Genomic DNA, 15,143 nt, shown 5'->3' with positions numbered 1-15,143 from the left:
TCTCGGTCACTTTCCTCCGACTCCCATCAGCCCCTGGACCAGGGCCCGACGGGCGAACAGATAGACGAGCAGGATGGGGAGCATGGAGAGCACGACGGCCGCGAGCAGGCCCGGGATGTCGACGCCGTGCTCCGTCTGGAAGTCGTAGAGGCCCATGGTGATCACCTTGTTCTCCGAGGACTGGGTGAGCACGAGCGGGAACAGGAAGCCGTTCCACGCCTGGAGCGAGGAGAAGACCACGATGGTCGACAGACCGCTCTTGGACAGGGGCAGCACCAGCCGCAGGAAGATCCGCCGGGGCGAGGCCCCGTCGACGGTCATCGCCTCGTACAGCTCGGGGGTGATGTCCCGCATGACGCCGGTGAGGATCAGCGCGCAGACGGGCATCGCGAAGGCGGCCGTCGGCAGGATGACGCCCAGCAGGTTGTCGTAGAGGCCGGCCTCGTTGATCAGGTAGAACATCGGGACGATCACGGCCTGGGACGGGATGGCCAGGCCCAGGAGGAAGAGCCGGAAGACCCGCCCGGTGGCCTTGCCGTCGCTGCGTACGATGGCGTACGCGAGGGGCGGCACGAGCAGCAGGACGATGCCGACCACGCAGACGGTGACGACGACGGTGTTGAGGAAGTACTGCCCGAAGCCGTCGTTGAGGTCGTTGACGTAGTTGTCGAGCGTGAAGTGGTCGGGGAAGGCGAGCGGTCCGTTCCGCGCGTACTCCGCCCGGGTCTGGAAGGTGGCGACCAGCATCACGTACAGCGGCAGGCCGACCACGAACAGCCAGATCAACGAGCCGAATCCGGCCAGGTAGTTGGGGCGTTTCCGCATCACACGCCCTCCATGGTGCTGCGCATCCTGTCGTAGCCGGTCAGGCGCACCATGACCAGGGAGACCAGGGTGGCGACGAGGACGAGGAGCAGGGCGATCGCGGACGCGGCGCCGAAGTCGAAGCTCTTGAAGGCCTTCTGGTACATGTAGTAGGCGCTGTTCGTGGTGTCGGTGCCGGGCCCGCCCTGGGTGAGGATCAGGATGGTGTCGAAGGTGGTGAGTCCGCCGACGACCATCAGGATTCCGGAGGTGACGATGGTGTTGCGCAGCTGCGGCAGGGTGATGTGGAAGAACTGCCGCACCCGTCCCGCGCCGTCGATCTGGGCGGCCTGGTAGAGGACCTCGGGGATGGACCGCGCCGCGCCCTGGTAGATCAGGGTGTGCAGCGGGGTGAACTGCCAGGTGCTGACGAGGACCAGGACGCCGAGGGCGCCGGTCTGCGTGCCGAAGAGGTTGCCGTCGCCGAAGAGCCACTCGGCCTGGGAGGGGACGCCGAAGTTGGGGTCGAGCACGGCGCGCCACAGGACGGAGACGGCGGTGATGGAGAGCAGCAGCGGGACGAAGTAGACGGCGGAGAGGACGGCCCGGTTGCGCTGCCGTCCGGCGGCCCAGACGCCGAGCAGGATGCTGAGCGGCGTCTGGACGACGACGCCGAGGACGGTGAGGAGCAGGCTCAGCCAGAGGCTCTTCACCAGGACGGGGTCGTCGAGCAGTCCGCGCCAGTTGTCCAGGCCGGCGAACTGCGGGGAGCCGAGGCCGTTCCAGCGGGTGAAGGAGAGGACGAGGACGAGGACGAGCGGGACGAGGGCGAACAGGCCGAAGAAGACGGCGGCGGGCGCCGCCCAGGCGAAGCCCGGGCGGCCCACTCCGGTCGCGGGGCGGTCGGGCCGCCCGCGCGGGAGGGTCTTCGCGGCGCTGTCCACGGCGGAGGCTGTGGCAGTGGTCATGTCAGGCGTTCCGGAGGTCGGGCCGCGCGTCAGGCCGCGGGCAGGCTCTGCATGGCGGCGATGAAGGCGTCGGCGTCGGTCTGTCCGTTGAAGAACTGCTGGACGGCCTGGTGGATGGTGGTGGTGGCGGCCGGCGGGTACGCCTGGTCCCAGGAGAGCTGGAAGGCGGGGGCCTTCTTCACCAGGTCGTACTGGTACTTCGAGTAGGCGGGGTTCGCCGAACCGTCCAGGAACCGGGGGGTGTTGGTGGTCGTGGGCAGGTTGCCGATGCCGAGCTGGCCCTTGACGAACTCGTCCGAGTACATGAGCTTCAGGAACTCGGCGACGGCCTCGGGGTGTTCGGTGTTCTTCAGGACCGAGTAGTAGTTGTTGGTGTTGCCGGCGAGGTTGGCCGGGTCGCCCTTGCCGCCCGCGATGGCCGGGAAGGTGCCGTAGCCGAGGTCGCTCTTGACGAAGTCCGGGTAGGCGTCCTGGAGGGTGGAGTACTCCCAGGAGCCCATGAGCTCGAAGGCGGCCTTGCCGGTGGCGAGGAGGGCGGGGGAGCCGCCGTCGGTGAACTTGACCGAGTCGTAGTTGGTGCCGAAGGCGCCGGCGTCGATCAGCTCCTTCAGCATGCCGAGGGCCTTCTTGCTGTCCTCGCTCGCCCAGACGCTCTTGTCGCCGTTCACTGCCTTCTGGAAGAGCTCGGGCCCGGCGACCCGGTCGTAGAGGTACTGGAACCACATCTGGGTCGGCCAGCGGTCGCCGCCGCCGAGCGCGATGGGGGTGACGCCCTTGGCCTTCAGCGTCTTGACGGCGGCCAGGAGCTCGTCCCAGGTGCGCGGCGCGGTGACGCCGGCGTCCGCGAGGACCTTCTTGTTGCTGAACAGCAGGACGGGCTGGGTGCCGCGCATGGGAACGCCGTACGGCTTGCCTCCGACGACGGCGGTGTCGAACACCGACGGCAGGAAGTTCGACTTGAGCCCGGGGTCCTTCGCTATGAAGTCGTCGAGCGGCATGAGGAGGCCCGCGTCGACGAACGGCTTGATGCTGCCGCCGCCCCAGTTGAAGAAGACGTCCGGGGCCTGCTTGCCGCTGATGATCGTCTGCAGCTTCGACTGGTAGTCGGCGCCCGGGATGGTGTCGAGGACGGCCTTGACCTTCGAGGTCTTGTTGAAGGTGTCGACGAGCTGCTTCTCCACCTTGTTGGTGGCGTCGCCGTACACCAGGACGTGGATCGTGCCCGCGCCGCCCTCCGCGGAGTCCCCCGAGCCGCCGCAGGCCGCCAGGGAGATGGTCAGCGCCAGCGACGCCCCGCCGACGACAGCGGTTCTGAGGAGTCGTGTGTGCCGCTTCATCGCCTCAACCTTTCGAAAGAGTTTCGGTCTGATTTCCGAAACTTCATGCTGCGGGACGCTAAGCCTGCCGGGCCGGAGGGGCAACCCTCCGGCGGCGCGTTATCAAAACGTGACCGGGTCGGGGCGGACGGCGGTGCTCTATGCTGCGCGAATGCGAAACGACGAGGAGAACCGGCGCATCACGCTGGCGGAGGTGGCCCAGCAGGCCGGAGTGTCACTTTCGACAGTTTCGAAAGTCCTCAACGGACGGCAGGACGTGTCGGCGACCACGCGCGACAAGGTCGAGCGGCTTCTCGAAGCGCACTCCTACCGGCGCACCACCCGCGTCGCCCGCGAGGCACCCCTCATCGAGCTCGTCTTCCACGAACTCGACAGCGTGTGGGCCATGGAGCTGATCCGCGGCGTGGAGAACCTCGCCAAGGCCCACCAGGCCAGCGTCGTGCTCACCGAGAGCGGCACCCGGCACGCCCCCGCGCCGGACTGGATCGAGGGAGTGCTCCAGCGCCGCCCCATCGGCGTGGTCCTGGTCTTCTCCGCGCTCCCCGACGCCGTGAAACGCCAGCTCGACGCCCGGTCGATCCCCTTCGTCATCGTCGACCCGGCGGGCGACCCCGAACCGGACGTGCCGTCCGTCGGCTCCGCGAACTGGTCCGGCGGCGTCGCCGCCACCCGCCACCTCATCGACCTCGGCCACCGCCGCATCGGCATCGTCACCGGCCCCGAGGACATGCTCTGCTCCCTCGCCCGGCTCGACGGCTACCGCTCCGCCCTCAACATGGCCGGCCTCGCCCACGACGACACCCTCGTCCGCTTCGGCGACTTCCACGTCGAAGGCGGCTACGCCCGGGCGATGGAACTCCTGCGGCTGCCGGACCGCCCCACCGCGATCTTCGCCGGCAGCGACCTCCAGGCGCTCGGCGCCATGGAGGCCGCCCGGGTCTGCGGGCTGCGCGTGCCCGAGGACCTGTCCGTCGTCGGCTACGACGACGTGATGATCGCGCACTGGTGCAGCCCGCCCCTCACCACCATCCACCAGCCGCTGCGCGCCATGGGCGAGGAGGCGGTGCAGATGCTCCTCCGGCTGCGCGCCGGGGAGCCCGCGGTCACCCGCATGGAACTCGCGACCAGCCTCGTCGTCAGGAAGAGCACCGCCCCGCCGGCCCACGCCACCGGGTGACGATCCCCGGCCGAGGGCGGCCCGGGAGTGGAGAGGACGCGCCAACTCCCGTGCGCGCACTGGAAGAAGCGAGGGGACTGCTCTAGGTTGCGGCCGTGTGACGATCACTCGGCAGAGCGGAACCGGCCCGGCGGACGGGGTTCCCCCCGACGGCCGTGTCCCGGGCGGCCCGGCCGTTCCTCGACGACGGCTCCCCGCACCGGATCCCGCAGGAGCGCACCTTCCGCAGGCCCCCGCCCCCGACCTGTCGCCGCGCCCACCGCCCCGCGGGTCACGGGCCCCCGGCGGAGCCGCCGTCGGCACCCGGGCGTTCGTCCCGGGGCCCGCGACCACCGCCACGACCGGCGCCGACTGACCCGGGCGGCGCGCACCCGCCGCGTACGACGCCCCGGCCGGGCCGGGGTCCGTACCACCGCACGTCCTCACTCCACTCGACCGGAGGGACACCTCATGCGCACCCCCAGACCCGCTCGCCTCGCGGTACGGCTCCTCGCCGCCGCCGTGCTCGTCGCCGTGGCCGTGCCCGGTGCCGATGCCGCCCCCGGGACCGCCACCCGGGCCGTCGAGGGGGCGGCCGAGCGCCTCGCCGCCTCGTGGACCGCGCCGCTCTCCACCCGGGGCCGGTACGTCGTCGACGCGGACGGCGACCGCTTCAAGCTCAAGTCCGGCAACTGGGCCGGGGCCTAGGGCACATGGGAGGGCAGCGGTGACATCGGCGACGTGACGAACCACCAGGCCGACCAGAACGCCCACAACATCCCGCTCGGCCTGGACCGGAAGCCGGTCGACCAGATCCTCGCCGACTTCCACGCCCTCGGACTCAACAGCGTCCGGCTGCCGTTCGCCAACGCGCTCGTCCACGACACGACCGTCGTCCCCGACGCGGCGGTGGCCGCCAACCCGCAGCTCCGGGGCAAGACCCCGCTCCAGGTCCTCGACGCGGTGATCCAGGAACTCACCGACGACGGCTTCGCGGTCGTCCTCAACAACCACACGACCAGCTACCGCTTCTGCTGCGGCCTCGACGGCAACGAACGCTGGAACAGCGGCCAGACCACCCGCCAGTGGATCGACGACTGGGTCTTCCTCGCGAAGCGCTACCGCGCCAACAAGCGCGTCGTCGGCGCCGACCTGCGCAACGAGGTCCGCCGCGACACCTGGAACGACCCCAACTGGGGCTGGGGCAACGACCACGACCTGAACAAGGCGCTCGAAGAGGCCGGCAACGAGATCCTCCGGGCCGCCCCGGACCTGCTGATCGTCATGGAGGGCATCAACTGGCAGGGCATCCCCACCGACCTGACCCCCCACGGCCGTCCGACCCTCACCCCGGTCGCCACCCTCTCCAACACCCTCGTCCACTCCGACAAGCTGGTGTACGCCGCCCACTTCTACGGCTACACCGGCCCGCACCACACCGGCGCCACGGGCACGGGCGAGACCACCGACCCCCGCTACGAGGACCTCACCCCCGAGGAGCTCGTCAGGGTCGTCGACGAACAGGCCCTGTTCGTCACCCGGGCCGGCCAGCACTTCACCGCCCCCGTGTGGATCAGCGAGTTCGGCGCCGGCGGACGCGGCGACCTCGACGCCAGGGAACGCGACTGGTTCCGCCGCTTCACCGACATCCTGGTGGCGAACGACACCGACTTCGCGATCTGGCCGCTCGTCGGCTGGACCGGTGCCGACGGCAGGCCCCAGGACACCTGGGCCATGGTCAGCTACGGCGCCGACGGCACCCGGCTCGGCGTCATGGACCCGGGCGACTGGCGCGCCACCGACTGGAACAAGCTCGTCGCCGCCCCCTCCAGGACCGGCCGTGTCGACAAGACCCCGCGGTGGAACATGCTCAACCTCGACCACGCCGACTACGACGTCTCCGCCACCATGCTGGCCCGGCCGGACTGGTCGCCGGGCAACCGCAAGGGCAACTGCCCCGACACCCAGCGTCTCGCCGGCCTCGGCCGCGGCGACAGCCGCGGACTGTGCACCGACGCCGGGCAGCCGGCGAAGGGGGCCGGCGCGTGGACCGTCGTCACCGACGAGCGGTACGTCACCGGCGGCGACTGGGCGAGCGGCTACGACAAGCTCCAGTGCCCCGACGGGAGCTTCGCCGTCGGCTACAGCGTGCGCGACGACGCCATGGCCGCGCTCCTCTGCGCCCCGGCTGCCGCCTCCCTTCCCACCACCGGCCGCGTCCTCTGGTTCGACAAGGGCGACAACCGGCCCGCCACCGGCGGCTCGAACGCCAGCGACTGGGCCCCCGGATCCTTCAAGGGCCAGTGCGCCGACGACGAGTACCTGGCGGGCGTCGCCTCCACCTGGAAGTGGCTCCACTACGGCGTCCCCGACGCCCTGCTCTGCCGCAAGCTCACCTGATCTGATCATTCGATCAGCACACCTTGACGATTGATCAATCCGTTTCTACATTCGATCAATCGATGCCGACCAGGGAGCGCGCCCTCATGTCCTCGTTCCGACTTCCCCCCGAGGACCGGGCGCTCAGCCCCCACACCGGCTGGACCAGGGCGCACTGGGAAGCCGTCGCCGACGGCCTGCTCGCCGCGGTGGGCAGGCACGCGGGACCCGAGCACGCCCTCGTGGACCTCCCCGGCGCACGGCCCAGCCTCTCCGGACGCCGCTCCGACGCCCTGGAGGGCTACGCGCGCACGTTCCTGCTCGCGGCCCTCCGGGTGGCCGGCGCCGGCGGCGAGGACCCGCACGGACTCCTGCCCCGGTACGCGGCGGGGCTCGCCGCCGGCACCAGGACCCCGACGGCGGAACGCGACCTCGCCGACGGGGACGCGGTGTCCTGGCCGAGGATCGCCGACCGGCCGCAGGCCCTGGTGGAGGCCGCCTCCATCGCCGTGGCCCTCCGCCTCACCCGGCCCTGGCTCTGGGACCACCTGGACGACGGGACCAGGGAACGCGTCCGTGCCTGGCTCGCCCCCGGCCTCGGCCCCTCACCCGTCGACAACAACTGGTGGCTGTTCCCCGCCATGGTCGGCGGCTTCCTGGCGGAATCCGGCCCCGACCCCGACGGCCGTGCCCGGCGCGCCCTCGACCGCGGACTGGACCGCATCGAGCAGTGGTACCTCGGCGACGGCTGGTACACCGACGGCCGCCCCCGCGCCTTCGACCACTACAACGGCTGGGCCTTCCACCTCTACCCACTGCTCCACGCCCACCTCGCCGGCGACGCCGCCCTGCTCGACACGTACGGCCGCAGGCTCGCCTCCTACCTCGGCGGCTACGCCCACACCTTCGGGGCGGACGGCGCCCCGGTCCACCAGGGCCGCTCCCTCTCCTACCGCTTCGCCGCCGCCGCGCCGCTCTGGGCCGGCGCGCTCACCGGGCACACCCCGCTGTCACCGGGCACCACCCGGCGCCTCGCCTCCGGCGCCCTGCGGTACTTCCTCGACCGGGGCGCCCTCGACCCCGGCGGCCTGCTCGCGCTCGGCTGGTTCGGACCGCACCCGGCGACCGTCCAGGCGTACTCCGGCCCCGCCTCCCCCTACTGGGCGTCGAAGGGCTTCCTCGGCCTGCTGCTGCCCCCCGACCACCCGGTGTGGACGGCGGTGGAGGAACCCGGCCCCGCCGAGACGGCGGACCACGTGGTCCCGCTGCCGCAGCCCGGCTGGCTGATCCAGTCCACCGCCGCCGACGGGATCGTCCGGCTCCACAACCACGGCAGCGACGACCAGCCGGCCGACCGGACCCTGCCCGACAGCCCGCTCTACGCCCGCCTCGCCCACTCCACCGTCACCGGCCCCGCCCACGGGGACACCCCCGACAACCACTTCGGCCTGCTGGTCGACGGGGCGCTCACCGCGCGCGGACCGATCCGCCCCCTCGGCGCCGGCGACGGCTGGGCGGCCTCCGCCCACACCCCCCGCGCCGACGGCGCCGAGCTGCCCGGCGTCACCGTGACCTCGCTGGTGCTCGCGACCGGAGCCGAGGAGCTCCGCCTCCACCTCGTCACCGGTGCCGCGCAGGGAACCGGGATACGCCACAGTGGCTGGGCGGCCGCCGGGGGCGACGCGCACGTCGCCGCCGAGGGGCAGGAGGCGACCGCTGTCGCGGTCGGGACGGACGGCACCCGGCTGACCTCGACCCTCCGCGGCCTCCACGGCTACACCTCCGCGAGCGGCAGCGAGCTTCCCGGCGGCACGGCGCTGGGGGAGAGTGCGGCCGTGCCCGTCCTGGCCGGCCGCACCGCGACGGACGGCCCGTCGCTCTTCGCCGCCGTGGCGCGGCTCACCGGCACGGCCACCCCGCCGCCCCCGCCCCCGGACCTCACCGTCGACGGCCCGCGGGTGGAGGTGCGGTGGCCGGGCGGCGGCGTCCACCGGGCCGTCCTCGCGCCGGACGCGGTCACCGTCACCCGCTGACCCGGCCGGGGAGCCGCCGCAGCAGGCGCGGACCCTCGCGTCCGGCCGGCGGTCGCCGACGTCAGAAGGGGTGATCACGTCACGGAGCCCGCCGGCCGGACGGACACGCCTTCCACGGACGGTCAGGTCGTGATGACCTCCAGACGGGGCTGGTGGGAGCCGCTCCGGCGGGTGTTCAGAACGGCCGCGAGCCCGACCGCGCCGAGCGGTTCGAAGACGGCGAGCGACGCGGTGCCGCTGCCGTCGGCGGACGCCCGGGCGGCGGCGACGGCGGCGGTGACGTCGAGGCCGACCCAGTCATGGCTCGTGGAGACCGCGCCGGTGCCGAGGGCGGTGGTCAGGGCGGGGGCGCTGTTCCAGGTGACCCCGGTCTCGGTCCAGGAGCCGGAGGCGGTGGCGAAGGCCTGGACGACGGTCCGGTTCCCGCCGGAGTCCTGGACGTTGCCGTGGAGCCACAGCACCGCGCGGGAGACCGTCCCGGTGAGCCCGGCGACGTCGAACGCGAGAAGGGCGCGGCGGTTGTAGCCGTTGCCCGTGCCGCCGGTGTTCTTCACCACCATGGTGGCGGCGTCGCCGTAGTTGGTGGTGCCGTACGCGCCGTCCCGGACGTACGTGGTGGCGGTGGCGGCGAGCGAGGCGGCGGTCCGTGGCGCGGGGGCGGTGCCGGAGGTGCCGAGGCTGACGGTCCGGCCGGCGCCCTGCGTTCCCCCCGTCTCGGCGAGCAGGACGACCTGCCCCGAGGTGGTCAGCACCTGGACGCCGTCGGCCGCGGAGACGGAGGCGTAGCGGGCGCGGGCGAGGGTGACCCGGACGGTGGCCGCGTCCCGGGTGGGATCGGAGACCACCACGGTCATCGTGCCGTTCCGCTCCCGCACGAGCACGGAACAGGGCGCGTCGACGGTGATCGGTCCGGCGGTGCCGGCGGCGAAGAAGTTGGCCATGGTCAGGCCGAGCGACGGGCAGTCGACGGCCTGGACGGCGGCGGTGTTGGCGAGGACGGTGACGTTGGGGGTCGCCGCGCGGGCCGCCGCGGCCGAGGCGGTGGCGCCGGGCATCAGCTGATAGCTGTAGCCCGCGCCGGCGGGGTCGGTGCCGTGGTCGAACCAGAGGGAGAGGTAGTTGCGGGTGAGGGGCGTGGCGGAGGAGGAGGTGTTGACCGTCGACCAGGAGCCCGTCCGCGCGACCCGCTGGACGTGGACGGTGGCGCCTTCCGGGAAGACCCAGGCGCCCATGCCGCCGACGGCCATGGACCGGCTGCCGGTGAAGGTGCGGCTCCAGCCGAGGGTGGCGGGCTGGACGGTGCCGTCCACGGTGAAGACCTGGTTGTTGTTCGGACCGAGATTGCGGTTGTCGACGGTGGTGCGCACGCTCACGCCGTCGGCGCAGGTGATGCCGGCGCCGAGGCAGTGGATCGCGTCGTCGAGGCAGAACCAGGACTTCCTGCCGGTCAGGGTGGACTGCAGCCCGCGCACGTCCTGGCCGAGGGCGGCGTACGTGCCGTCGGTGGTGCCGCCGGCCCAGGTGTTCGTGGGGCGCGTCCTGTTCCACTCGCCGCCGGCGGCGTCCGCGAGCGGGCGGGTGGAGACGGTCGTGCCGGGCAGCAGATAGGGGTCGACCGTGGGCCAGAAGGCGTCCGCGTACTGGCCGTTGCCGTAGGTGTCCCCCCACCACGAGACCATGCCGGAGCCGGAGTGCCAGCCGCGCAGGTTCTCGCCGTTGCCCGTCTCGTAGAAGGTCGTGCGGGCGGAGCTCATGCTGATCTGCGCGGCCCAGCCGGGCCTGCGGTGGACGGCCCGGTCCATGGCGAAGAGACGGTGCTCGACCGGTTCCGGGGCGGCGGTGACGGACGGGTCGTCCAACAGGGCCTGCGCTGCCGCGAGTTCGGGGATCCCCATGCTCCTGTCGGCGAGCAGGGGCGCGTAGTGGTCCCGCCGCAGCCAGCCCTTCACCATCGCCTTCCAGGCCGCCGACTGCGCCGCGGGCGCCATGCCGGAGGCGGCGAGCCGCAGGATGTCCGAGACGACCGCGTGGCCCCGGGTGTGGTCGTCCTGCTGGATCCGCAGCGGGTCGTTCTTCTGGACGCCCCGGCTGATCCCCCGTCCCGACACGCCGTCCATCACCAGGCCGTTGTAGACGAACGGCGCCCAGCCGGCGGTCACCCCGGAGCAGAAGGACCGCGCTTCCGGGTCGGTGACGGCCCACGGCGTCCCGGCCAGCAGGACGAACATCCTGCCGAGACCGCCCAGCAGGACCGTGCCGTAGGTGCCGGCGTACGGGACACAGGTGTGCTGGATGAAGCTGCCGTCGGCGTACAGCCCGTCGCCGGTGAGGACGCGGGGGAAGACCGGGGACAGCCCCTTCCGCGCGGTGTCGATGCGGGACCCGTCCCTGCCGATCACGCCGCGCAGGGCGAGGACCCGGCACAGGTCGACCCGGTTCGCGCCCGTGCTGTGCCCGCTGTACGAGGCGAACTCGGACAACGGCACGAAGTGGTCGACGGCCGCGCAGCCGGCCGCGATCTGCTCCGGGGCGAGCCGCGCGTACATCAGCGCGCCGATGTCGAGCAACCGCTGCGGGGCGCCGATCTCCCAGTCCCACCAGTTGTCGTACGGGGTCGTCGACGGCGTGTACGCATGCGCGGCCAGCCAGTCCAGACCGGTGGACACGGCCGAGGCGAGCGCGGCGCTGCCGGTCAGCCCGGTGCCCGGCTGCACGTACGCCAGGGCCATGCTCCGCAGCCGGACGTAGCTCGTCGTGACATGGGCGGAGACCGTGCCGATCGGCAGGTCCGGCCAGAGGGAGGAGGCGCCCGGAGCCATCGCGGTCATCTGGGCGCGGGCCTCGTTCCCGAGGGCGGACAGCGCGGTCGCGAACGGGGCGGCGGCCGGGTCGAAGCCGGTCCCGGTGAGCAGCCCCACCCAGGTGGAGCGCATGGCGTCGTACGTGTCGGCGGCCCGGGCGGGCGTCGGCCCGAGGAACTGGGCGGCACCGGCCAGGGCGGCGGCGGCCCCGGCGAGCCGGAGCAGCCGCCGGCGGCTCATCGCCGCGGTGAGAGGCCCAGTGAGCTGGTCGGCGTCCATCGGCGTCCTCCTTGACGAGACCCTGATCGGGTTGGCGAGGACGCTAGGGGCCGCGCTCCGGGGACGGCAACGCACCGACAGCACATGACCGACCGTATGTTTCCCGACGACCGGCGCGGGCGGCCCCACCGGACGCGGACACGCGCGGTGACGGACCGGATTCCCCGGCAGCCGGGGCACGGCCCCCCTGGGGGCCACGGCGCGGCCGCATGGGGGAATCATGCGGTCGAAGGGGCGTTGACCTCGCATGACCCGTGCCAAATCCTGGTCGGGTGAGGGACCAGGGAGTGCGGATGACGGGCGCGACGCGGCACGGGGCGGAGCCCGGCGGGCGAGGCGGCAGGGAGCTGAAATTCCGGCGGCTGGCCGACCGGCTGCGCAGGGAGATCGCCGACGGCGTCTGGCCGCCCGGGAGCCGGCTGCCCACCGAGCAGGAACTCGCGCGGGCGAACGCGGCCTCCGTCAGCACCGTGCGCCGGGCCGTCGACGACCTGGTCGCCGAGGAACTCGTCGTACGCCGCCAGGGCTCGGGCACCTACGTCCTCGCCCCGGAGTCCAGGCCGAGCAGCGCGGCACGGATCGGGGTCATCGTGCCCGACACCGCCTTCTACTACCCACGCGTCCTGGCGGGCATCGAGGAGGAGGTCACGGCGGCGGGCGCACGCCTCGCGATCGTCTGCTCCGGCTACGACCGGGCACGCGAACTCCGCGCCCTGGAGGAGATGCTCGACTCCGGCGTCGACGGTCTGCTGCTGGTCCCCACCCTGATCGGTCTCGACCACCCCGAGGCCCACCTGCGCCGGCTGGCCGGACTGCGCGTCCCCGCCGTCCTCATCGAGCGGCGCGGCGGCACGCCGGGCGACACCACCGAGAACGTCTGCACCCACCACGAGGCCGGCGGCTACGACGCCGTCCACCACCTCGCCCGCCTCGGCCACCGGGCCGTCGGCCTGGTGCTCCGGGCCCCCAGCCCGACCGCCGAGCCGGTGACCACCGGCTTCCGTCAGGCCGTACGCGAACTCGACTGCCGTGCGGTCGAGTTCAGCGCCGCCCTCCAGGAGTGGAGCCCGGCCGCCGCCGACCGCTGCCTGGAGCGGCTGCGGGCGGCGGGCGCCACGGCCGCGCTGTGCTTCGGCGACCGGCAGGCGGCGCTGCTCGCCGCCGCCGCCCGGCGTGCCGGCCTCGCGGTCCCCGACGACCTGGCGCTGGTCGCCTACGACGACGAGATCGCCGACCTGGCCGAGATCCCGCTGACCGCCGTGGCGCCGCCCAAACACCAGCTGGGCCGCACGGCGGCGGAACTGCTGCTGCACCGGCTGACGCACCCGGACCGGCCCCGCCGCCAGGTCCTGCTGCGCCCCGCCATCACCGTCCGCGCCTCCTGCGGCGGCCTGCCGCCGGCGGTGCCGGCGGGGTGAGCGGGGCGGTGCCCAGCCCGCCGGGAACTCGCGCACCCGGAGGGACGTGCCGGGCCGCGGCCGGTCCGGGCGGTACGTGACGTCGCGCGCGGCGTTCAGGGCGACGGTGGGGATCACCGGACCCCCGCCCCCTCCCGGTCCTTCTCCCGCGAGGGCGTGGCGCGGACGAGGTCCCGGGCGAGCAGCCCGGTTCCCGTCTCCGGGACCGGAGGCCGGACGGCCTACGGGACGGGCTTGCGGGCCAGCAGGCAGGCGTGCGGCCGGTTCGCCCGCCCGCCGGGCTCCTGCTCCAGCTTCGCGGTGACGACGAGCCCGGCCTGCTCCAGCAGCCCGGCCACGCGGTCCAGGGGCAGGAGGTACGACTCGTAGGAGACCGGTCGGCCGTAGCCCTGGGTCGGCCGCAGCCGCTCGTCGCCGACGTAGTCCCCCCACAACAGGTGCGCGCCCGGCGCGAGCACGCGACGGAACTCGGCGAACACCCGCGGCAGCCACTCCGGCGGCGTGTGGTGGGTGGAGTACCAGGCCAGGATCCCGCCCAGCTCGTCGTCCCCCGTCTCCAGCGCGGTCATCGAGCCCTCCGCGAACCGCAGTCCCGGATGGGCCTGGCGGGCCAGCTCGATCATCTTCGGCGACAGGTCGACGCCGAAGGCGGGCACCCCCAGCCCGGCGAGGTGCGCCGTGATCCGTCCCGGACCGCATCCCACGTCCGCGACCGGCCCGAGACCGGCGGTCCGCGCCAGTTCGGCGAACGCCGCCAGCATCGCGCGCGACAGCGGATCCAGCGCCGCCGGTGGCGGGATGCGCTCGACGTAGGCGGCGGCGACCGTGTCGTACGACGCGCGGACGGCGGTCAGAAAGGTGGGCTCGGCCATGCGGGCGACCCTAGTCCCCGGCACCGACAGTCCGGGGCGCCGTTCGCCGAGAGCGGTCCTCTCAGGTTCCTTCGTCGCCGTCGGCCCGGCGGTCCGGCCCCCACGGGTGGCCGTGGTCGTCGGCGTAGGCGGCGAAGACCCGTTCGGTCCCCTCGCCGGTGCGCAGGAACCGTTCGTCGAGCGCCGCCGCCAGGTCGTCGAGGGCCGTGCGCAGCACCGCGCCGGAGAGCCGGACGTCCGGATGGCCGGCCTCGTCGGCGCGGTCGGCGAGGTCGAGGGCGTAGCCGAGCTGGCGGGGCAGGGCCGTGTTCTCGTCGCCGTCGTGGAAGTAGTACGACTCCGCGTACTGCATGAAGTCGACGGTCGTGGTGGAGAGGGCGGCGGCGAGCCCGTCGAGGAGCGCCGCTCCGCCGTCGGAGTCGAGGGCCCCGGCGCCGACCCGGCTGCGGCGGACGTGGGACAGCCGCAGGGCCAGGGTCCTGCGGCGGGCGAGGGCGGGGTAGATGCCCAGGATCCAGGCGACGGTCGCCGACAGGAGCACGAAGCCCACCAGGGCCTCCAGGGGCGCCAGCACCCGCAGCCAGCCCGCGGTCGGCGCGATGTCGCCGAGGCCCAGCGTCGCCAGGGTGACCAGGGAGACGTACAGGGCGTCCACCGGGCCCGCGTGCTCGCCCGGATCGAGCCCGGTCGCGTACGAGAAGTCGTCCGGCATGTGCGGCCAGTAGACGAGCGCCCACCCCACGGCCACCGTCACCGCCCAGACGGCGAGCACCGCGATCATGCCGAGCGGGCCCGCCAGCCCGGCGGGGCGCCACCGCGCGCCCCGGTGGGCGGACACGCGCCACACCGCCCGCATCACCAGCCGGCTCAGCCCGCCGTGCCGGGTCGGGTGCCAGAGCGTGTGGAAGAGGTCACGGAGGACGAACAGCACGAGCAGCGCCCCCAGCGGCGTCACGATCCAGGTCATCGCGGCACCTCTCCCGCCGGGGGCGCCGCGCTCCCGCGCCCGGCGCGCGGCCCGGCGCCAGGGGCGCGGGCCGTCCGCTCCACCGGGGCGACCTCCTCGCTCATGCTTCGAGCATGCGCGGCCGGAGGG

The 15,143-nt window shown here is 73.3% G+C and carries 11 protein-coding genes; 5 read left to right on the top strand and 6 right to left on the bottom strand.

Features of this window, described 5'->3' with window-relative positions; genetic code table 11:
• Positions 1-6: 6 nt before the first annotated feature.
• From ABFY03_RS03285 to ABFY03_RS03275, 3 genes are read right to left on the bottom strand one after another with little or no spacing between them, the layout of a single operon-like run.
• On the bottom strand, positions 7-825 hold the full coding sequence (locus ABFY03_RS03285) for a carbohydrate ABC transporter permease (RefSeq protein WP_346169105.1): 819 nt from the start codon (positions 823-825) through the stop codon (positions 7-9).
• Positions 825-1,772: a carbohydrate ABC transporter permease gene (locus ABFY03_RS03280; RefSeq protein WP_319012517.1), complete on the bottom strand. Its 948-nt coding sequence runs from the start codon at positions 1,770-1,772 to the stop codon at positions 825-827. Before ABFY03_RS03280 ends, ABFY03_RS03285 begins: the two co-directional genes overlap by 1 nt.
• A gap of 29 nt (positions 1,773-1,801) precedes the next feature.
• Positions 1,802-3,109 (bottom strand): ABC transporter substrate-binding protein, encoded by a 1,308-nt coding sequence (locus tag ABFY03_RS03275; RefSeq protein WP_346169104.1) that lies wholly within the window; start codon positions 3,107-3,109, stop codon positions 1,802-1,804.
• Positions 3,110-3,260: 151 nt separating this feature from the next.
• On the opposite strand from ABFY03_RS03275, the gene ABFY03_RS03270 reads away from it, so the two are divergent.
• From ABFY03_RS03270 to ABFY03_RS03255, 4 genes are all read left to right on the top strand, one after another.
• Entirely contained in the window at positions 3,261-4,286 is a 1,026-nt protein-coding gene (locus ABFY03_RS03270; protein ID WP_319012515.1) for a LacI family DNA-binding transcriptional regulator, read from the top strand.
• 450 nt (positions 4,287-4,736) lie between these two features.
• Positions 4,737-4,973 (top strand): hypothetical protein, encoded by a 237-nt coding sequence (locus ABFY03_RS03265; protein WP_346169103.1) that lies wholly within the window; start codon positions 4,737-4,739, stop codon positions 4,971-4,973.
• A 33-nt stretch (positions 4,974-5,006) separates the two neighbouring features.
• Positions 5,007-6,665: a glycoside hydrolase family 5 protein gene (locus ABFY03_RS03260; RefSeq protein WP_346169102.1), complete on the top strand. Its 1,659-nt coding sequence runs from the start codon at positions 5,007-5,009 to the stop codon at positions 6,663-6,665.
• 86 nt (positions 6,666-6,751) lie between these two features.
• The gene (locus tag ABFY03_RS03255) at positions 6,752-8,677 is read left to right on the top strand and encodes a DUF2264 domain-containing protein (protein WP_428838203.1); all 1,926 of its coding nucleotides are present in this window, start codon (positions 6,752-6,754) and stop codon (positions 8,675-8,677) included.
• 122 nt (positions 8,678-8,799) lie between these two features.
• On the opposite strand, the gene ABFY03_RS03250 is transcribed toward ABFY03_RS03255, so the two are convergent.
• Positions 8,800-11,757 carry a polysaccharide lyase family 8 super-sandwich domain-containing protein gene (locus ABFY03_RS03250; RefSeq protein WP_346169101.1) on the bottom strand — a complete coding sequence of 986 codons (2,958 nt, stop codon included), beginning with the start codon at positions 11,755-11,757 and terminating at the stop codon, positions 8,800-8,802.
• 293 nt (positions 11,758-12,050) lie between these two features.
• Between ABFY03_RS03250 and ABFY03_RS03245 the strand changes: the two genes are divergently transcribed.
• Positions 12,051-13,175, top strand: coding sequence for a substrate-binding domain-containing protein (locus ABFY03_RS03245; protein ID WP_346169100.1), 1,125 nt, complete (start codon positions 12,051-12,053; stop codon positions 13,173-13,175).
• A 221-nt stretch (positions 13,176-13,396) separates the two neighbouring features.
• Here ABFY03_RS03245 and ABFY03_RS03240 read toward each other — a convergent pair whose 3' ends face one another.
• Together ABFY03_RS03240 and ABFY03_RS03235 are read right to left on the bottom strand one after the other, a co-directional pair.
• Entirely contained in the window at positions 13,397-14,047 is a 651-nt protein-coding gene (locus ABFY03_RS03240) for a class I SAM-dependent methyltransferase (RefSeq protein WP_319012509.1), read from the bottom strand.
• Between the two features lie 61 nt (positions 14,048-14,108).
• Positions 14,109-15,014: a potassium channel family protein gene (locus ABFY03_RS03235; protein ID WP_319012508.1), complete on the bottom strand. Its 906-nt coding sequence runs from the start codon at positions 15,012-15,014 to the stop codon at positions 14,109-14,111.
• Positions 15,015-15,143: the final 129 nt, after the last annotated feature.

Source organism: Streptomyces roseofulvus (genome assembly GCF_039534915.1).
Classification (GTDB): domain Bacteria; phylum Actinomycetota; class Actinomycetes; order Streptomycetales; family Streptomycetaceae; genus Streptomyces; species Streptomyces roseofulvus.
This window is presented reverse-complemented; position numbering and strand designations above follow the sequence as displayed.